Raw genomic sequence first — 18,707 nt, 5'->3', positions numbered from 1 at the left:
GCAGAGCAGAGCCACGTTGAGTGCTTTTGTGCCGTTTTGAACGGTTGGGTCAGGCTGAAGCGCGGGCGACGAACTCGGCCCTGACCCGCACGGTCCGATGGACGCTGCGGCCGTCGAGCCGCTCCTTCAGCAGCCGGGCGGCGGCCCGGCCGACACTCTCCGCGGGGTAGCGGATCGTCGTCAGCTGCGGGTGGACCAGGGAGGCGAAGGAGGCGTCGTCGTGGCCCACCAGCGCCACCTCGCCGGGTATGTCGATCCCCAGCTCGCGGGCCTTGTCCATGGCGCCGACCGCGATCACGTCGTTGGCGCAGAACACGGCGTCCGGGCGGTAGCGGCGGCTCATCAGCTCGGCGAATCCGGAGGCGCCCGCCTCGCGCGTGTGCTCCCCTCTGATCACCAGCTCGCGCGGCAGGGCGGTGCCGAACTGCCGGGCCAGCGCCCTGAGGAGTTCCAGACGCGGGTCGCCGCCCGTCGCGTCCCGCGGCCCGGCGATCATCGCGATGCGGCGCCGCTGGGCGGCGGTCACGCGCTCCAGCGCCTGCCGGGTCGCGGTCCGGGCGTCCGGCGTGACCAGGTCGACGGGGCCGAACGACACGTCCGCGCTCACGACGGCCGGGATACCGGCGGCGGTGAGCGTCTCCATGTCGCGGGGCAGCAGCCGGAACGGCGTGATCACGACACCGGCGAAGCGCTGCTGCACCGCCTCGGCGAGCAGGGCGCGTTCCTCGTCCCGGCGGGCGCGCGTGTTGCAGACGACCACGTGGATGCCCATGCCCCGCAGCTCCTCCTGAAGAGTGGCCGCGAGCTGGGCGAAGAAGGGGTTGGCGATGTCGGGCACGATGAGCGCGACCATGCTGGAGCGGCCGGTCCGAAGGCTGCGCGCCGCCGTGTTCACGGTGAATCCCAGCTCGGCGATGGCGGACTCCACCGCCGCCCGCGTCTCGGGGGCCACGGCACGCTTGCCGGACAGGACGTAGGAGACCGTGGCGGAGGAGACTCCGGCCGCACGGGCGACGTCTGCCATGGTGACCCGCTCTTGCACTGCTCACGCTCCCTTCGAGCGGTCACCCTACTTCACGGGTCGGGCGCGGGTGGAAGCGCTTCCAGGGGGCAACGGGCCGCCGGCATTGACGCGCGCCGACGGCGTTGATGGGGGACGACGCCGCTGCGGGGACCGAACGCCGTTGACGCGGGCCGACACCTTGACGCTGTGACATTCTGCGCATAGATTGTCAGCATGTCCGCCGATGAACGTCTGCGCCTCGTCCTCGACGCGGCCTACACCTGCTTCACACGGCACGGCGTCCGCCGCACGACGATGGAGGACATCGCCCGCACCGCCGACATGTCCCGTCCGGCCGTCTACCAGCACGTACGCAACAAGGAGGACGCTTTCCGGCGCCTCGTGGAGCGGATGCTCGACGAGGCGCTCGACGCCTCGCGGGAGGCACTCGCGCGGGACGGCGACCTGGCCGCGCGGCTCACCGGCGCGCTGCACGCCAAGCTGCGCATGGTCATGCGGGTCTGGCGCGACAGCCCGGCGCACGCCGCGGAACTGCTCGCGGTGGACGCCCGCGTGTCCAGCGACCTCCTCTCGCGCTACGACGAGACGATGCGGGGGCTGCTGCGCGACGCCCTCGAACAGTCCGGCGGCACGGATCGCGGGAAGCCGGGGGCCGCGAGCGTCGCGGAGCTCCTGCTGGCGCTCACCCGTGGCCTCGAAGCGGACCCGACTGACCCCGACACCCCCCTCGACCTGCTCCGCCAGGGCGTCGAGCTGATGATCGCCGGCCTCACCGGCGGCCCGAAGGACTTCGCATGACGACTTCTTCCGTTCTGATCACCGGCGCGTCCTCCGGGATAGGCCGGGCCACCGCCCAACGCCTGGCCCGGCGCGACGGCTTGACCGTCTACGCCACGGCGCGACGCCCGGAGTCGCTCGCCGACCTGGCCGGACTCGGCATCCACACGCTCGCGTTGGACGTGACCGACGAGGACTCGATGCGGGCGGCCGTGGCACACGTGGAGGAACGCCACGGGGCCGTGGGCGCGCTCGTCAACAACGCCGGGTACGGCCAGTACGGCACGGTCGAGGAGACGGACCTGACCGCGGTGCGCCGGCAGTTCGAGACCAACGTGTTCGGCCTGGCGCGCCTCACGCAGCTGGTCCTGCCCGGCATGCGCGCGGCCGGCCGCGGTCGCGTCGTCAACATCGGTTCCATGGGCGGGCGTCTGGTCTTCCCCGTGGGCGGCTACTACCACGCCAGCAAGTACGCCGTGGAGGCGCTGAGCGACGCCCTGCGCTTCGAGGCCGCGCCCTTCGGGGTGAAGGTGTCCCTGGTGGAACCGGGCCTGATCCGCACCGGCTTCGAGGGCACGGCCTCCGGCACGCTCGCGGAATCCCAGGGTGCCGACAGCGCGTACGCCGCGCTCACCAGGACCGTCGGCCGGAAGATGACGGACTCCTACCGCTCCCGGCTCCTCTCCGCCGGCCCGGACGCCGTGGCCGGCGCCGTCGAACGCGCGATCACGACCGCCCGCCCCCGCACGCGCTACGTGGTGACCCCCGCCGCAGTGGCCCTGGTCCACATGCGCCGCCTGCTGGGCGGGAGGGCCTTCGACGCGTATCTGAGGGCGCAGTTCGGGAGGGCGTGACGGCGTCGACATCCGCGTGGGCGGGACCCGTCGTTCAGTGGGCCTGCAAAAGGCGCTCCACCCATACGTAGACGAGGCTGATCGCTCCGGTGCCGATGCCGTAGCAGGCTCCGCGCAGCATGTGGGCGAGTGCCGTGCGGCGGTGCCGGGCGGCCCGGTGAAGGACTGTGGTGAGCCACTGCCGGCGGGGGCGCGGGCGGTGGTGCGGAGGGGGTTGGTGGTGGGCAGGGAGCACGGGGACATCCCCTTCTGGATGACGTCGTCGTGGCGGTGTTGTCGTAGGTCGTGGACCAGGCCGGCCGTGGATCAGCGGCTGGCGGTGAACTCCTCGAGTCGGGCGACGAGTTGACGGTCGGGGCGGGCGACGATGACAGAGCAGCCGGAGGTGCGCGCGGCGAGCCGGTCGATCTCGCTCTCCAGGCGGCCGGTGGGCGGCAGCGCGCGGGATCCGTTGGTACGGACGTAGCGCGCGAAGATCTCCAGCCCTTCTATGAACGCGGCGTCCGGCGGTGCGGTGTCGGCCATGGAGTGCGTGAGCTGGTGGAACCAATGCCGGGCCCGCTTGGACTCGCCCACGGACAGGTGGTGCAGGTGCAGGCAGTAGGCGGCGGCACGGCTTCCGGCACCGGCCGCGAGCTGCCACCAGAACTGTGCGGATTCCGGGTGTCCGGTCAGGTACAGCAGGCAGGCGAAGACGAGTGCGCCGTCGACGTCGATCTCCGAGCCCCGGTCGGGGCTTTCGGCGATCTTGTCGACGTGGACGGCGGCGTCCGGCTCGTTGAGGACCCACCGGCACACCACGCCCAGGCGCTGCAGGGCCTGCGCGGCGCGGGTGGTCTCGGCGGCCGGGGCTCGGCGGGAGGCATCGGCGGCGAGTCGGCGCAGGCCCGCCGCGACGTCGAAGCCGTCCGGCGAGGACACCGGGATCTTGGCTTCGGCCAGGAGGTCATCAATGGTGGTGTTCACGGTCGTTCTCCCTTCTGCTTGGGCTTCTTGCGGTCGTCGGGGATGCCGAGCCGCACGCGGAGCCGCTCCTTGCCGCGGCGGAGGTGGTGGCCGACGGTGCGTTCGTCTATGCCGATGAACCAGGCGACCTTGGAGGTGGGGTAGCCCAGGAGGTAGCGCAGCACGATGACTTCGAACTGGCGGTTGGGCAGCTCGGCGATCGCCTCGTACAGGCCGGTGGTGGACTCCATCGTCCGAAGCTTGTCCTTGGTGGCGGCCAGCGCCTGGGCGATCGGCCCGTTGATGATGAACGCGGGCGCCCGCCCCTCGGCCTCCAACTGGTCGTGCACGGCTCGCCGCACTATCGCCCACGCGCCCTGTTCGAGGCTCCCAGCGCTCAGCAGTTCCGTCCAGCCGGCGTGGATCTCCAGGAAGACCTCGTGGATGACCTCCTCGGCGGCGGCGCGGGTGCCGAAGTGCAGCTCGGCGTAGGCGTGGAAGGCTTCCTGGTGGCCGAGGTAGAACGCCTCGAAGTCCAGCGGGAGGTCCAGCGGGACGTACATCGACTGGGACAGTCCGGTGTGGTGGTCAGGCGGCGGGGAACTCTCGCAGGCGTTGTCGTGGCTCACGCGCCGCTCCCCTCGACAAGGGACATGAGCGAGATCCTCTCCATTGAGGTCGGCAGGGCACCGGCGCCAACTCGCGGGTACCGGTGGGCTGTTGGGCCTGTCTCCTACCTAAGTGAGCGTGAGGGCGGAACACTCATGCGACCGGAGAAAATTACGATCCGTTCCTGAGGGGCAACGCAACGCGATCTTCGACGAGCGCCGCCCATCACCGTCCGTAGACCTCTGACCAGGCATGACGAGTGCGCCCCGGAGCGGGGGCGGGCCAACTCGGGCCCACCGTGTTCTCCGTCACACGTGCTTGTGTCCGGGCCTGAACCCAACTCGGGCGCGGCAGCCCGGCCTGGGGAGAGGTCGTGCATGGCTGCCTGCCCAGTCGGCCTCTACGGGACGCCCTTTGGCCCGGGACCTTCATGAGCATCCCGCAGTTTGGTGCGGAGGGTGGCTCATGCCGCCCATCGTGGCACGCAGGGCCTGCGCCCACCGCGAGCCCAACGAGTCAAGCTCGGGAATCAACCTCGAAGCGCGCCGTCGCGTCGCCCGCTCCCTCAAGAGGCACCCTCGTACTGCCGTGGGGCAGTGGGCAGGCCCCGCTTCCCGTTATGGTTCGCCCGATCGGGAGGGAGGATCGGGTGTTCATCGAGATGGTGCTCGTGGGGCTGCCGATCGATCGTGACGAGGTCGAGGAGGCCGTGGAGGCGGCGTTCGAGCTCGACGGCGCGGTCACCGGCGCGGGCAGCGCCATGGGTCGCTGCCATCTCGACCTCGAAATCGCGGAGGACTCGGCCTCGATGGGCCGATCAGTTGATCGGTCATGTCTGTCATCGCGGACGGTGGCCATCGGGGCGCCGGGCTGCTCATTCCGAACCGTCGTCCGGCTCGAAGGATGGTCAGTCGATGCAGAACTCATTGCCCTCGATGTCCAGCATCGGGATGCACGACTCGTTTTCCTCATCGGCATACAACGTCTGCACATGGGTCGCACCGAGCGCGACCAGTCGTGCGCACTCGGCTTCGAGCGCGGCGAGGCGCTCGTCCCCCACTAGCCCGGTGCCGACCCGGACGTCGAGATGCACCCGATTCTTGACGATCTTGCCTTCAGGGACGCGCTGGAAGAACAGGCGCGGGCCCACGCCTGAGGGATCACTGCAGGCGGACCATGATCCCTGCTTCTCAGGAGGCAGGGTGCGGTTGAATTCGTCCCACGTGGTGAACCCCTCGGGTGGCGGTGGCATGACGTACCCCAGCACTTCACACCAGAAGCGAGCGAGGCGCTCAGGTTCTGCGCAGTCAAAGGTGACTTGGAACTTCTTGATCTCTGACATCGGCGCACCGTACCGCGTACCAGGAGCACCCCGCCCCTCATTTGTCAGTCGGCATTGAGGGCGAGCCAGGAGCCGGTCGCGTCTTCGAGGCTGATGCGTGGGCCGCAGGCTGAAGCCCCGCCTCGCACCACCACCACCGGCACCGGCACCGGCACCGGCACCGGCACCGGCTCCAGCACGGCCCACTGATCGTCGGAAAGACCCCTCGCCCCAAACCCCAGTCATCGCGGCGCAGGGCGAGGCCCTTCTCAGACGCGATCTAGCACTCGACGCAGGGGTCCGTCCCCCAGCCCAGCATGCTGACGGCCGAGTCCTTGAGCGCCCCGGCGTACGCCTGGACCTCGTCGACGTCGCCGTGCAGGTACTCGCCCCAGCCGTCGCCGGCCTGTGCCCGGCCGATCTGCAGCGCGCCCGAGCTGCGCCAGCCGTTCGGGACGGTTCCCGTCGCCTGGGCGTTGGTCACCCCGTCCAGATAGAGCTTCACCGTGTCGGTGGCGTCGTCGTAGACCACGGCTAGGCGGTGCCCGGGGCCCTCGCCGCCGTCCGGCATCTCCATCTGGGACACCACCGTCTCGGCGGCGCCGGCCTCGTCCTTCTCCGGCATGATCAGCTGCCAGGCGTGCGCGGAGGGCTCGTACCGCACCTTGAACGCGTCGGTGTGCTCACCGGCCTGGGACACCACCGTCATCGGGTGGTCCGGCTCGGAGTCCGCCAGCCGGACCACCACGCCCAGGGTGAAGCTGTCCCCGGTGTCCACGACCGGGCCCTCGGTGGCCGCGTGCCCGGTCGTGCCGTCGAGCCGCAGGTGTCCGTCGCCGACGAGGGCGGGCGGCACGGGCACGCAGTCGGGATCCGCCTCAGGGAGGCAGGAGCCGTCGGGGATCCGGTAAATCGTCGCGCCCGTGCCGAGCGTGAGCGGCGCGCCGCCCTTCTGCTCGGGGCTCGCGCCGCCCGTCGCGCTCTCCAGTGACCAGTGGCCGAGCAACTTCGCGATACGGCGGCCCAGTTCGGCCACCTCGTCGGGCACCACGACCCTGTCGTGCACCCGCACGTCACCGATGTCGCCCTGCCACCGCGCCTGGTAACCGTCCCCGCTGCGCGCCCGTCCGATCTGGAAGGCGCCGTTCGTGCCGACGGGCGTGGCGTCGGCGGCGGTGCCGACCCGGTGGCCGTTGACGTACAGCTGTGCCTTGCCGGTCTCGCCGTCGTACAGCCCCAGCAGGTGGGCCCATTCACCGGTCTCGGGAGCGCCGCCCGACACCCGGGCGTCGCCGATGCCGAACGACCAGGCCGGCCCGGAGTCCCGGCTGCTCAGGCCCAGGCGGAACGCTGCCGCCTCTCCCGCGTCCTGGCTGGCGACGGTCATCGTCCGGTCGGTCTGGGCGGGGCGTACCCAGGCGCTGACGGCGAAGGTCTCGCCGACATCGGTGGCCGGGGCGTCCGGGGTGAGGAAGCCGTGGGCGCTGCCGTCGAAGGCGGCGGTGGCGGTCGCGGCGGTGCCCCGGGGCGCCGGGCCTCCGAAGGTCACGCCGCTGCCCGCGCGGGCAGCGGTACCCGTCTGCGCGGCGGCGCTCGTGGCTCCTGCCGCGTCGTCGAGCTTCCAGTGGGCGACGGGTGCACGGCCGGACTTGACCCGGAAGGTGTACGTGGTGGTCCCGCTGCTGCGGCCGGCGCGGTCGATCGCGCGGACGCTCAGGTAGTCCGGGCCGGTCCTGAGCGGCAGGTGCCGGATCGTGGCGGGGCCGCCCAGCTCGTCGGGCTTCGCGGTCTTGTAGGTGCCGCCGATGAAGGCGTAGCGGTACTCGGCGACGTCGTCCGACGGGGAGGCCACGGTGAAGCTGCCGTAGACGCCGACGCCGTCCTGGATCTGGTCCTCCGGGTAGTCGGTCGACGTGACGACCGCGTTCTCCGGGCTGACGTCGTCGTACTCGAACTGGCAGACCGACCCGTCGCCCTCCGAGCTCCACGCGGACGTCGTCGTACCGTCGTTGGCGCGGACGTGCCACGACACCACCGTGTTCGCCGGGACGTCCGCCGGCATCCGCCACAGCGACCGCGACCCGGAGGGCACTTCGTAGGTGGTGTAGGAGCGGCGCTGCTCCACTCCTTCCGCGTCGGTCCACCAGGCCTCGAACTCGCCCTTGACCCGATTGCCTTCGCCGGGCCGGTCGTCCTCCGTCGGATCGTGCAGGACGGCACCGAGGGTCGGTGGCGCCGCGACGTAGGCTCTCGCCCTGACGCTCTTGATCACCAGAGCCGCATGAAGTTAACAGAGGCCACTGACACGCAGAAGCGATTTCTTGTCGCCCCGCAGCGGCGGAGTCGCGGGCACAAACCCGTAACAGCGGGCAACCCTCGGGCCTCCCCTCAGGTCTAGTCCGCCATGAAGATCTCTTTCCTGCTGCACAACGCCTACGGGATCGGGGGCACGATCACCACCACCTTCAATCTGGCCCAGGCCCTCGCCGGACGGCACGAGGTGGAGATCGTCTCCGTGTTGCGGCACCGGGAGAACCCCAACTTCGCGCTGGATCCGCGCGTGACCCTGCGCCCCCTGGTGGATCTGCGGTGCGACAAGGAGCATCCACTGCACCGCAGACCGGCGCGGGTCTTCCCCAGGGCCGAGTACCGGTACCACCAGTACAGCGAGTTGACCGACCTGCGCATCGGCGAATTCCTCGCCGCCACGGACGCCGACGCGGTCATCGGGACGCGGCCCGGGCTCAACGTGCATCTCGCGCGGCAGGCGCCGCAGCGGGTCGCCCGTGTGGGGCAGGAGCACCTCACCCTGGACAACCACCCGCCGCGGCTGCGCACCGGCCTGCGCCGGGCCTATCGCGGGCTGGACGTGCTGACCACCGTCACGGAGGCCGACGCAGCCGCCTACCGGCGCAAGATGCGGCTGCCCGGCGTGCGCGTGGCGGCCCTGCCCAACAGTGTTCCGGATCCGGTGCTCCCGGCCGCGGACGGCACCGGGAAGGTGGTGATCGCGGCGGGCCGCCTCGTTCCGGTGAAGCGTTACGACCTGCTCGTGCGCGCCTTCGCCGCGGTGGCCGCCGAACACCCGGACTGGCAGCTGCGCATCTACGGCAAGGGTGAGGAAGAGGCCTCCCTGCGGCATCTCATCGAGCGTCTCGACCTGTGCGAGAACGCCTTACTGATGGGCGCCGCCGCTCCCATGGAGGCCGAGTGGGTCAAGGGGTCGATCGGGGTCGCCGCGTCCGACTTCGAGCCGTTCGGGATGACCATCGTCGAGGCGATGCGCTGCGGACTGCCGGTCGTGAGCACCGACTGCCCGCACGGGCCCCGCGAGATCATCGAGGACGGGGTCGACGGCCGTCTGGTGCCGGTCGGGGACCACGAGGCCATGGGCGGCGCCCTGTTGGAGCTCGTCCGCGACGACGAGCGGCGGCGCCGGATGGGCCGGGCCGCCGCGCGGAACTCGGCGCGTTTCGCCCCCGGTCCGGTCCTTGACCAGGCCGAGCAGCTCATCTCCGAGGCTGTGGCGGCTCGGAGAGGACGCGGGCGGCCCTCCGCGCCCACGTCCACGCCCGCACCCGCACCCGCACCCGCACCCGCACCCGCGACCGACTCCCGAGGGTCCCGCCGTGCACTCGTCCAACAGACCTACTACGCCGCCCGGGACGTCGCGCACGCCGCTGCCCGTGGCGCCGCCCGTGGTGCGCTGCGCACCGTCGTGAGGAGGCAGCGGTGAACGAGGTGACCGGCCCGGCCCCCGAAGCGCCGCCCCGCGTCGACTGCACCATCGACGCCGACGGGCGGGTGACGTTCGTCGTGCGTGCCCGGACTGCCGTACCGGTCATGGGCGTTGGTCCTTCGAGTCGGCTGCTGCTTCGGCTGCGGCCCCGGCAGGGGGAGCCCGAGACCACCCTGCTCCCCCTCGACCTTGAGCCCGTCGCCGACGAGACCGCGGGCGGCGGGTGCCTGCGCGCCGTTCTCCCGCCTCGGCCCGCCCTCGCCGAGGGGCGCTGGGACGTGTATCTGCTGCGTGAGCCGTCGGCCGCGCGGGAGCGGTTGCGGCCGGGGCTCCGGGATCTGCGGGCCCTGGTCGACGGGCACACCCGTGACTGGCCGTCGCCGGTCGCCGTGCGGGTGCCGTACACCACCGTGGACGGTTTCCTCGCGCTGCGGACGTGGCTGCGCACCGCCCATGCCGAGGTCGAGGGCATCGACACCACGGACCGGTCGATGACGGTCAGGGCCCGTGTGCACGGCGGCGTCCCGCTCTCCGGGCCGGCCGTCGTGCGGCTCCACCCGAGGGACGGGCAGGGCCGGGCGAAGGAGCTGCCCGCCCGCGTCGGGGACGGCGGTCCGCGGTTCTCCTTCACCGTGGACCACGCGGAGTTGGCCGCCGAGGGCGGGTCCGGGAACCGCGTCTGGGACATCCGCCTGCACCCGAAGAGCGGCCCGTCCGTCCGCGTCGGGCGGCTGCTGGACGACGTGGCCGACCGCAAGGACGTCTTCGTCCACCCGGCGGCCACGGTCCGCGTCGCCGGCCCGCCTCCCCGTTCCGCCGCCGTGCGCCCCTACTACACCGTCGACAACGACCTGTCGGTGGAGGTGAGACCGGCCGGCTGAGGCCTCCGGCGTGTCGCGTCAGCCGGCGCGCACGGTGCTGCCGCGGATCTCCAGGCGGTGCGGGACGACCACGTCGAGCGGGGGCACGTCCGCGGCGGGGCTGTAGATGCGGTCCGCCAGGCACTGCAGGGCCCATTCGGCGATCTGCCGCTTGTCGGGGACGACGGTCGTCAGGGGCGGGTTGGAGTAGCGCGCGTCCTCGACGTCGTCGAAGCCGGCCACGGCGAGGTCGTGCGGGACGCTCAGGCCGCTCTGCCACGCCACGTGGAGGGCGCCCAGGGCGAGTTCGTCGCTGAACGCGAAGACGGCGTCCGGCCGCGCGTCGGACTTCAGCAGATCGGTCATCGCCTCCGCGCCGTCGCGGCGGTGCAGGGCGGCGACCGGCTTCTCCAGAGCCGGGTCGGGTGTCAGGCCCGCGCGGCGCAGGGCGTTGTGGTAGCCGTCGAGCCGCTGGCGGGCCGTGCCGTTGTGCAGGTGCGGCTGGAGGCCGATGGCGGCGATCCGGCGGCGTCCCGTTCCGATGAGGTGGGTGGTGGCCTGGTCGGCGGCGAGGACGTTGTCCACGGCCACCCGGTCGGCGGCGCCGTTCGGGTCCTGCTCGCCCAGCAGGACGACGGGGACGTCGCGGGCGCGGAGGGCGAGTTCCTCCGGGCTCACGGACCACGGGCTGATGATCAGGCCGTCGACCAGCCGGCCGCCGCTGTCCTCCAGGAGCCTGCGTTCCGCCTCCGGGTCGCCGAAGGTCTGGTCGATGACGACGGTCCAGGACCGCTGCTGCGCGGCGTCGACGAGGAGGCCGGCGAGCTCCGAGAAGTACGGCGAGTGCAGTTCGGGGATGGCGAGGCCGATGAGCCCCGTACGGCCGGCGCGGAGGTTGCGCGCGGCGAGGTTCGGGCGGTAACCCAGCTCGTCGAGGGCCGCCTGGACCCGTGCCCTGGTCTCCTCCGCCACGGCCGCCGAGCCGCTGACGACATTGGACACCGTGCGTACCGACACGCCTGCCACGGCGGCGACATCCTTCAGACGGCTCCTCACGGCGGTCATCCTCCCACGTCGGCCGGGGGCGGCACCAGGGATCTTGCCCGGCCCTGTTGCAACGTTGCAATCATCGATGCACCATGTGAGCCAGTCACCGAGGGCCAGGAGGGGCACCATGGGGTCGCACGTGTTTGCGGGGATCAGCGCCAGTGAGCTGGACGTCGACGTCACGGCCGAGGTGTCGGCCCTCTACGAGGACGGCATCACCGCGTTGAAGGGTGCCTTCCCCGTGCCGTGGGTGGACCGGCTCCGCGAGGACGTCGAGGCCGCGTTCGAGGAGGCCCTCTCCCGCCCCGGCGGCGCGGTCGGGCGCGGCCCGAACCGCTACTACGTGGAGATCCACCCCGAGCAGATCAGGGGTTTCGTCGAGCTGGTCGACCACCCGTGGGTGCGCTCCGTGTGCACGGCGGTCCTCGGGCCGGAGTACCGCGTCGTGGAACTGGGCTTCGACGTACCGCTGGCGGGCGCCGTCAACCAGCCCTGGCACCGCGACTTCCCCGCCCCGGAGGAGACCCGGCGCGAGCGGCGCCTCACCTCGCTCGCCTTCAACCTGACGACCGTCGACACCACACCGGACATGGGGCCGTTCGAGATCGCGCCGGGCACGCAGTGGGACGACGGCCCCGAGTTCGAGCACGGCATGTTCCCGCCCCGGTCCAGCTACGGCCGCTACCAGGAGCGGGCCGTGCGCAAGTACCCGCAGCGCGGCGACATCTCCGCCCGTACGGCGCTCACCATCCACCGGGGCACGGCCAACGAGTCCGCCATGTCCCGCCCCGTCCTGGTCCTCGGTGTCGACGGCCCCGAGGCGGACAACGGCGAGCGGCACGACATGGCGGTCACGCGCGGCTACTGGGACACCCTGTCCGAGCGGGTGCGCCGGCACCTCGACTGCGCCGTGGTGGACGAGCTGACGCCGGTGACGCAGAAGCACACCATCGAAGGGCTGGTGATGGGGGACGCATGAGCCCCCGCCGGTCGGCGGTCCGGTCGCGGTGCCCCCGGCTTGCTACCCGATCGGGCAGGGCGACCGACCGCACGGCCGGGTCTGCCCGCGCCCGCCGCGCCGCCCTACGGTTGTCGCGCGTGAGCGATGAACCGGCAGCCCTGGCCCGCATCAGTCTCGACGCCGTCCGCCACAACACCCGGCTGCTGCGCGGGCGGGCGGGCCGCGCCGAGGTGATGGCCGTGGTCAAGGCGGACGGCTACGGTCACGGCGCCGTGCCCGTCGCCCGGGCCGCCCTCGCCGCCGGGGCCACCTGGCTCGGCACCGCCACCATCGACGAGGCGCTGCGGCTGCGCGCCGCCGGCATCGACGCCCCCCTGCTCACCTGGCTCAACGGACCGGGCGCCGCCTGGGGCACCGCCGTCGCCCACGGCGTCGACCTCTCCGCGGGCGACGTGGCCCTGCTGGCGGAGATCGGGCGGGCGGCGGCGCGCTGCGGCTCCCCCGCCCGGGTGCACCTGAAGGCGGACACCGGTCTGGGGCGCGGCGGTTGTCCGCTCACCGAGTGGCCCGCGCTGGTCGACGCCGCGCTGAAGGGAGCGGCGGACGGCACGCTGCACGTGGCCGGACTGTGGTCCCACCTGGGTTCGGCCGACGACCCCCGCGATCCGCGCTGTCTCGCGCAGGTGGAACTGTTCCGGCAGGCCGCCGAGTTCGCCGAGCGCGCCGGGATCCGGGGCGCCGTCCGGCATCTGGCCAACTCGGCGGCCACGTTGACGCTTCCCGAGGCGTGCTTCGACCTGGTGCGGCCCGGCATCGCCCTGTACGGGCTGTGGCCCGAGGAACCGCTGACCGACGCCGGCCTGCGGCCCGCGATGTCGCTGCGGGCCCGGCTGGCCCAGGTGAAGGCGGTGCCCGCCGGGCAGGGCGTCTCGTACGGGCACGCCTACCGCACCGCGCGCGCCGGCCGGCTCGGGCTGGTGCCGCTGGGGTACGCCGACGGGGTGCCGCGGGCGGCGGGGAACACGGTGCCGGTGTGGGTGTCGGGGGTCCGCCACCGGATCGCCGGCCGGGTCTGCATGGACCAGTTCGTGCTGGACCTCGGCGACGCCCCGGCGGCGGCCGGTGACGAGGTGGTGCTGTTCGGGGCGGGGCTGGACGGGGAGCCGACCCTGGCCGACTGGGTGCGAGGGCTCGACACCATCGCCAACGAGATCGTCGTCCGGATCGGCGCGCGCGTCACCCGCGTCTACGACGACACGCCGTGACGCCGGCCGGCCGTGATCCCCGTCAGTCGTCGGCGTTCTGCCGTGGCCGGCGCGGGACGTGAGGGCGAGGCGGTCCCGGCGCGGTGACGGTTCCCCCTCGCGGCCGGGTGAGCAGGACGGTCGCCGCCGTCGCGAGCAGACAGCACACCCCGGCCAGCAGCAGTCCGTGGCGCAGCCCGCTCTCCAGGTCGCGGGCCGATTCGGCGGCGGCGTGTCCGTCGAGCGCGGACGGTCCCAGTACGGCGCCCAGTGCCGCGACGCCGAGCAGGGCGCCGACCTGTTGCAGGACCCCGCCCATGGCCGCGGCCTGGCCGGTGTCCTCCGGGCTGACGCCGCCGATCATCGCCCCGTTGTTGGGCGACATCACCAGGCCCATGCCGAGCCCCATCAGCGCGGCGCCGGGCCACCAGACCGCGTACGAGTGGCCACCCGCCAGCACGGCCACGGTCAGCAGGGAGACTCCCGCCAGGGCGGTGCCGGCGGCGACCAGGTGCCAGGCCGGGAGGTGCTGTCCCGCCCGTCCCGCGACGACGGCTCCGGCCACGATGGCCGCCATGGTCGGCAGCAGCCGCGTCCCGGCCTCGCCGGGCGAGGCCCCGCCCAGGACCTGCATCAGCAGGTTCAGCGCCAGGTACGCCGTGTTGAGCGCCACGGCCATCAGGAACATGGAGCCGGTGGCGCCGGTGAAGACGGGCCTGCGGAAGAAGTCCAGGCGCAGCGCCGGATGCGCGGTCCGCCGTTCCGCGGTCAGGAGGGCCAGGGCGGTCGCGGCGGCGACGGCCAGGGCGCCGGTCACGGGCATCGCCGTCCAGCCGACGCGGGGGCCCTCCACCAGGCCGTAGGTGGCCGAGCCGAGGCAGGTCGCGATCAGGACGTGTCCCGCACGGTCGAGCGGGCGTCCGGGGACCGCGGCCGGGGCGGGAAGGCGTCGGCCGGCGGCGAGGGCGAACACGCCGACGGGCACGTTGAGCAGGAACACGCTGCGCCAGCCGAGAAGTTCGGCGGAGGATCCGCCGGCCACCGGTCCGAGGAGCAGGGCGAGGCCGGAGACGGCGGACCAGGTGCTCAGTGCCTTGGCGCGTTCGCGTTCGCCGGGGAAGACCTGGCTGAGGAGGGCGAGGGTCTGCGGGGTGACGGCCGCCGCGCCGACGCCCTGCACCGCGCGCCCGGCCGTCAGGACGCCCACCGTCCCGGCCACGGCGCACAGCACGGAGCCCGCGGTGAACAGCGCGGTCCCGGCGAGGAACACCCGGCGTCTGCCGAAGCGGTCGCCGAGGTAGCCGCCGATGAGCAGCAGCGCGGCGTAAGCGCACACGTATCCCTCGACGACCCACTGCAGGCCGGTCAGGTCGGCGCCCAGGTCCCGTCCGACGGCCGGGAGCGCCAGGACGACGACCGTGCTGTCGAGGAGGGCCAGGAACAGGGCGGAGCAGACCACGCAGAGGGTGAGGACGCGTTCGGGCCGGCCGACGGGGAGGGCCGGTCTCGCGGTGTCGGTCATTTCTTCGTCATCACGAAGCACGCGGTGTGCTCCGGGGAGTCGAGGCGCTCGATGTGGAAGCCGTCGCCGAACAGCCGTTGTTCCTCGCCGGGTTCGAGCATGCTGTGCATCCTGGAGACGCCGGCGAACTTGACGCGGGGGACGTCGTCCCGGCGGGCGTAGAAGCACCACAGGACGAACACGGTCCCGGGGTGGGCGTACCGGTGGACGAGGCGGGCCATGTTCTGCCGGGGCGCGCCCGTCATGTCGTCGAGGGCGCCGAAGTCGAGGATCACGTCGAAGGTGCCGTCGACTCCGGGGAGCGGGTAGGTGCTGATGTCGCCGTGTGCGAACCAGCACCTGCTTTCCGGGGCCTCCTTCGCGGCGCGGGCCCGGGCCCGGTCCAGGGCGACCTGCGAGTAGTCGACGCCGACGACGTCGAAGCCGTGGCGGGCCAGGTAGACCGACTCGGAGCCGGTGCCGCAGCCGAGGTCCAGGACGCGGTCGCCGTTCTCGGGCTTGATGCGCCCGGACTCGACCAGGTCGACGAGGTGGGGCCGTACTCCGGTGTCCCAGGGGGCGATGCCCAGCCGGTACAGGGTGTTGTAGAGCCAGGGGCGCATCAGGCCCTCCTTCCGCGGCGTCGTTCGACGGCCGCCTCGTCCGCGACCAGGGCGGTGTGCACCGCCTCGGTGAGCAGAGCGCGTTCGGTGGTGAGGAAGAAGTGGTTGCCGGGCAGCAGGCGGAGCCGGAAGGGGCCGGTGGTGCGGTGCTGCCAGGCGCGCAGGGTGTGCGGGGGCGCCTCGGGGTCGTCCAGGCCTCCGAAGACCGTGAGCGGGCAGGTCAGGGTGAGCCACGGGGAGGCGAACCGGTAGGTGTTGGTGACCGTGAAGTCCGCCCGGAGCACGGGCATGAGGATCTCCATCAGGTCGTCGTTGTCGAGGACTTCCCGGGGGGTGCCGACGAGTTCGCGCAGGCGGGCACGGAACGCGTCGTCGGGCAGCAGGTGGTCGCGGTCCGGTTCGGTCGGCAGGTCGGGCGCCTCGAAGGCGGACACCAGGAGGTGGGCGGGGGGCCGGCCGTGCACGTGCTCCAGGCGGCGGGCCAGTTCGAAGGCGAGCAGGCCGCCCATGCTGTGCCCGAAGATCGCGTACGGGCCGCGGTCGAGGGCGGTCAGCACGGTCGGCACGAGGTCGTCCACGAGGGCGTCGACGGACGTGCAGGGCGACTCGGCCATCCGGCTGCCGCGGCCGGGCAGTTCGAGCGGCCGGACGTCGATGTCGGGGGGCAGCAGGGCCTGCCAGGCGTGGTAGAGGCGCAGCGCGGAACCGCCTGCGTAGGGGAGGCAGAACAGGCGCATGCCGCTCACTCCCCGAGGTCCGCGGCGCCGGTGTCGCCCCGCAACCCGGGTGCCTGGCCGGTGTGTTCGGTCACTCCGCGCAGCAGGTGGGCGGAGATGGCACGGAACTGCATGTTGCTGGTGCCCTCGTAGATCTTGCCGACCTTGGCGTCCCGGTACAGCTTCTCCACTCCCCCGGCCTCGGCGAAGCCCAGGCCGCCGAGGATCTCCACGGCCAGCGAGGCGCTGCGTTCGGCGACTTCGGAGGCGAGGAACTTGGCGACGGCCGCCGCGCGGGTCAGCTCACCGGTGTGCACGCCGTGTTCGGCGAGCCGGGTCGCGTTGTAGAGCTGCACGCGGGCCGCCTCGATCTCGGCGCTGACGCGGGCGAGCGGGAAGCGCACGCCCTGGTAGGCGCCGATGGGCTGTCCGAACTGGACGCGGCGGCGCGCGTAGGACACGGCGGCGGCGAGCGCGCCCTGGGCCAGGCCGACGAGTTGTGCGGCGATGCCCAGTTTGCCGATGTCGAGGGTCTGTACGGCGACGACGTCGCCCCGGCCGACCGCTCCGAGGACGGCGCGCCGGGACACGCGGACGCCGCTGAGCAGCACGTCGCAGGTGGAGGTGGCCCGGATGCCCATCTTGGGGGTGCGTTCGCCGACGGTCAGGCCGTCGGCGCGGCGGTCGACGAGGAAGGCGGTGAGGCCCTGGTCGGGCACGCGGGCCAGCAGCAGAAACAGGGTCGCTTCGGCGGCGTTGGTGATCCAGCGTTTGCGGCCGTGCAGGACGAAGCCGTCGCCGTCGGGGCGGGCGGTGGTGCTGAGGGCGAGCGCGTCGCTGCCGGCCTGTTCCTCGGACAGGGCGAAGGCCCCGACGCCGCCGCCGGCCAGGCCGGGCAGGTGGGCGCGTTTCTGGTCGCCGCTCGCGTGGCTGAGCAGAGCCTCGGTGACCAGGGCGTTCTGGACGTCGACGAACACGGCGACGGCGGGGTCCGCCTTCGCGAGTTCCTCGATGGCGACGACGACGTCGAAGAGGCGGCCGCCGCGCCCGCCGTAGCGTTCGGGGACGTGGACGGCCATGAGGCCGGCGCCGCGCAGTTCCGTGACGAGGTCCGGTGCGATGCGGGCCGCGTGGTCCATCTCGGCGACCCGGGGGACGACGGACTTCTCCACGAAGGCGGCGACCTGTTCGCGCCAGGACTGTTCCTCGTCCGTGAGCCAGGTGACCGGGGCGGGCCGGTCCTGAGCGCTGGTCATCGTGTCTCCCGTACCGCGGTGGTGGTGTTCCGGGGCAGCGGGGGGCGCTGCAGTTCGCGCCACAGGGACCGCTGCTTCACGGCGATGACGACGGGTGCGATCACCTTCGTCACGAGCCATTTGACGAGCCGGTTGTCGATCTGGGGCCACTTCACCAGGCGCATCACCTGTTCCCGGACCCAGCGCACGCGCGGGACGCGCCGCTGTTCGTAGGCGCGCAGGGCGGCCACCGGATCGTCGTGTCCCGCGAGGGCGTCGGCCAGGACGACGGCGTCCTCGATGGCCTGGCAGGCACCCTGGCCCAGGTCGGTGGGCATGGCGTGGGCGGCGTCGCCGAGGAGGGTGACCCGTCCGTCGCCCCAGCGTTCGCGCCAGTCGTGGTAGAAGATGTCGGTCCGGATCACGGCGTCGGCGGCGGTGGCGGCGACGAGCCTGCTGGGCAGCCCCGGCAGGGGCCGGGCGAGCCGGGTGGCGCGTTCCTTGAGGACGCCGGGGTCCTCGCGTTCGCCGGGTTCGGCCTCGCAGCTGAGTGTCCAGGCGACCCGGCCGCCGCCGACGTGCCAGGCGCCGCCGCCGACACGGGTCCCGGCGTGGTGGAACATGTAGACGGTGCCGGCGTCCAGGCCCTCGGGGGTGGGGCTGATGCCGCGGTAGGTGGAGCGTCCCGTGTAGACCGGCCGCGGGAGGCCGCCGTGCAGCTGGGCGAGGATCGCCGAGCGGATGCCGTCGGCGCCGACGAGGACGCTGCCCCGCACGGTCCGCCCGTCCTCCAGTTTCAGGACGACGCCGTCCGGCTCCTGTTCGTAGCCGACGCACCGCCGGCCCGAGTGCACGGGGACGCCGGCTTCCCGGCAGGCCTCCATCAGCAGGTCGATCAGGTCGCCGCGGCTGATGCTGACGGAGGGGACGCTGCCCGGCCAGGTGAAGCGGGCGGTGCGCATGCGGTAGATGACGCGTTCGTGTTCGTTGACGCTGGTGCCGCCGCGTACCTGCTCGCCGCGTGCGAGGAGGGTGTCGGCGAGGCCGAGGGTGCCGAGTGCGGTGGTGGCGTTGCTCCAGATGGTCAGGCCGCTGCCGGCCATGAGGATGTCGCCGGTGTGCCGTCGTTCGTAGACGGCGACGGGAACGCCGCGCCGGGTGAGGCCGAGAGCCGCGGTGAGTCCTCCGATGCCGGCGCCGGCGATGAGTACGGGCCTGGTGGGGCTCGGTGGGGTGGGCACGTGTTCTCCG

General features: G+C 72.6%; 18 protein-coding genes. 6 read left to right on the top strand and 12 right to left on the bottom strand.

All coding sequences use genetic code 11. From position 1 onward, the window contains the following. Positions 1 to 49: 49 nt before the first annotated feature. Positions 50 to 1,024: a LacI family DNA-binding transcriptional regulator gene (locus ACZ7D7_RS10145; RefSeq protein ID WP_470823539.1), complete on the bottom strand. Its 975-nt coding sequence runs from the start codon at positions 1,022 to 1,024 to the stop codon at positions 50 to 52. A 213-nt stretch (positions 1,025 to 1,237) separates the two neighbouring features. Between ACZ7D7_RS10145 and ACZ7D7_RS10140 the strand changes: the two genes are divergently transcribed. Both ACZ7D7_RS10140 and ACZ7D7_RS10135 read left to right on the top strand, forming a co-directional pair. Then, on the top strand, positions 1,238 to 1,822 hold the full coding sequence (locus tag ACZ7D7_RS10140) for a TetR/AcrR family transcriptional regulator (protein WP_470823538.1): 585 nt from the start codon (positions 1,238 to 1,240) through the stop codon (positions 1,820 to 1,822). Then, positions 1,819 to 2,655: an oxidoreductase gene (locus ACZ7D7_RS10135; protein WP_470823537.1), complete on the top strand. Its 837-nt coding sequence runs from the start codon at positions 1,819 to 1,821 to the stop codon at positions 2,653 to 2,655. The genes ACZ7D7_RS10140 and ACZ7D7_RS10135 overlap by 4 nt, the downstream gene beginning before the upstream one ends. Positions 2,656 to 2,961: 306 nt before the next feature. Here ACZ7D7_RS10135 and ACZ7D7_RS10130 read toward each other — a convergent pair whose 3' ends face one another. From ACZ7D7_RS10130 to ACZ7D7_RS10110, 5 genes are all read right to left on the bottom strand, one after another. Next, complete coding sequence (locus tag ACZ7D7_RS10130) at positions 2,962 to 3,621, bottom strand: hypothetical protein (RefSeq protein WP_470823535.1); 660 nt, start codon at positions 3,619 to 3,621, stop codon at positions 2,962 to 2,964. Continuing rightward, positions 3,618 to 4,229: an RNA polymerase sigma factor gene (locus ACZ7D7_RS10125; RefSeq protein WP_470823534.1), complete on the bottom strand. Its 612-nt coding sequence runs from the start codon at positions 4,227 to 4,229 to the stop codon at positions 3,618 to 3,620. Before ACZ7D7_RS10125 ends, ACZ7D7_RS10130 begins: the two co-directional genes overlap by 4 nt. 887 nt (positions 4,230 to 5,116) lie before the next feature. After that, entirely contained in the window at positions 5,117 to 5,551 is a 435-nt protein-coding gene (locus ACZ7D7_RS10120; RefSeq protein WP_470823533.1) for a VOC family protein, read from the bottom strand. A 44-nt stretch (positions 5,552 to 5,595) separates the two neighbouring features. Then, positions 5,596 to 5,730 carry a hypothetical protein gene (locus ACZ7D7_RS10115; RefSeq protein ID WP_470823531.1) on the bottom strand — a complete coding sequence of 45 codons (135 nt, stop codon included), beginning with the start codon at positions 5,728 to 5,730 and terminating at the stop codon, positions 5,596 to 5,598. An 80-nt stretch (positions 5,731 to 5,810) separates the two neighbouring features. Further along, entirely contained in the window at positions 5,811 to 7,802 is a 1,992-nt protein-coding gene (locus ACZ7D7_RS10110; protein WP_470823530.1) for a LamG domain-containing protein, read from the bottom strand. Positions 7,803 to 7,934: 132 nt separating this feature from the next. On the opposite strand from ACZ7D7_RS10110, the gene ACZ7D7_RS10105 reads away from it, so the two are divergent. Together ACZ7D7_RS10105 and ACZ7D7_RS10100 are read left to right on the top strand one after the other, a co-directional pair. Next, entirely contained in the window at positions 7,935 to 9,266 is a 1,332-nt protein-coding gene (locus ACZ7D7_RS10105) for a glycosyltransferase family 4 protein (RefSeq protein WP_470823529.1), read from the top strand. Beyond that, the gene (locus ACZ7D7_RS10100; RefSeq protein WP_470823528.1) at positions 9,263 to 10,150 is read left to right on the top strand and encodes a transferase; all 888 of its coding nucleotides are present in this window, start codon (positions 9,263 to 9,265) and stop codon (positions 10,148 to 10,150) included. The genes ACZ7D7_RS10105 and ACZ7D7_RS10100 overlap by 4 nt, the downstream gene beginning before the upstream one ends. Before the next feature lie 18 nt (positions 10,151 to 10,168). Here the strand turns inward: ACZ7D7_RS10100 and ACZ7D7_RS10095 are convergent, their stop codons facing one another. Further along, a complete protein-coding gene (locus tag ACZ7D7_RS10095; protein WP_470823527.1) occupies positions 10,169 to 11,185 on the bottom strand; it encodes a LacI family DNA-binding transcriptional regulator in 1,017 nt (338 codons plus the stop codon). A gap of 118 nt (positions 11,186 to 11,303) precedes the next feature. On the opposite strand from ACZ7D7_RS10095, the gene ACZ7D7_RS10090 reads away from it, so the two are divergent. Together ACZ7D7_RS10090 and alr are read left to right on the top strand one after the other, a co-directional pair. Beyond that, a complete protein-coding gene (locus tag ACZ7D7_RS10090) occupies positions 11,304 to 12,155 on the top strand; it encodes a phytanoyl-CoA dioxygenase family protein (RefSeq protein WP_470823526.1) in 852 nt (283 codons plus the stop codon). 119 nt (positions 12,156 to 12,274) lie between these two features. Beyond that, positions 12,275 to 13,402 carry an alanine racemase gene (gene alr, locus ACZ7D7_RS10085; RefSeq protein WP_470823525.1) on the top strand — a complete coding sequence of 376 codons (1,128 nt, stop codon included), beginning with the start codon at positions 12,275 to 12,277 and terminating at the stop codon, positions 13,400 to 13,402. A 22-nt stretch (positions 13,403 to 13,424) separates the two neighbouring features. Here the strand turns inward: alr and ACZ7D7_RS10080 are convergent, their stop codons facing one another. The 5 genes from ACZ7D7_RS10080 to ACZ7D7_RS10060 are packed head-to-tail and all read right to left on the bottom strand — an operon-like array spanning position 13,425 to position 18,697. Then, positions 13,425 to 14,903, bottom strand: a complete 1,479-nt coding sequence (locus ACZ7D7_RS10080; RefSeq protein ID WP_470823524.1) for an MFS transporter — start codon at positions 14,901 to 14,903, stop codon at positions 13,425 to 13,427. Beyond that, positions 14,900 to 15,505, bottom strand: a complete 606-nt coding sequence (locus ACZ7D7_RS10075) for a class I SAM-dependent methyltransferase (RefSeq protein ID WP_470823522.1) — start codon at positions 15,503 to 15,505, stop codon at positions 14,900 to 14,902. The genes ACZ7D7_RS10080 and ACZ7D7_RS10075 overlap by 4 nt, the downstream gene beginning before the upstream one ends. After that, positions 15,505 to 16,242, bottom strand: coding sequence for a thioesterase II family protein (locus ACZ7D7_RS10070; protein ID WP_470823521.1), 738 nt, complete (start codon positions 16,240 to 16,242; stop codon positions 15,505 to 15,507). Before ACZ7D7_RS10070 ends, ACZ7D7_RS10075 begins: the two co-directional genes overlap by 1 nt. A gap of 5 nt (positions 16,243 to 16,247) precedes the next feature. After that, entirely contained in the window at positions 16,248 to 17,477 is a 1,230-nt protein-coding gene (locus ACZ7D7_RS10065; protein WP_470823519.1) for an acyl-CoA dehydrogenase family protein, read from the bottom strand. Then, complete coding sequence (locus ACZ7D7_RS10060; RefSeq protein WP_470823517.1) at positions 17,474 to 18,697, bottom strand: FAD-dependent monooxygenase; 1,224 nt, start codon at positions 18,695 to 18,697, stop codon at positions 17,474 to 17,476. Before ACZ7D7_RS10060 ends, ACZ7D7_RS10065 begins: the two co-directional genes overlap by 4 nt. Between the last annotated feature and the right edge of the window lie 10 nt (positions 18,698 to 18,707).

The sequence above is a fragment of the Streptomyces sp. NPDC037054 genome, assembly GCF_055606745.1.
This window is presented reverse-complemented; position numbering and strand designations above follow the sequence as displayed.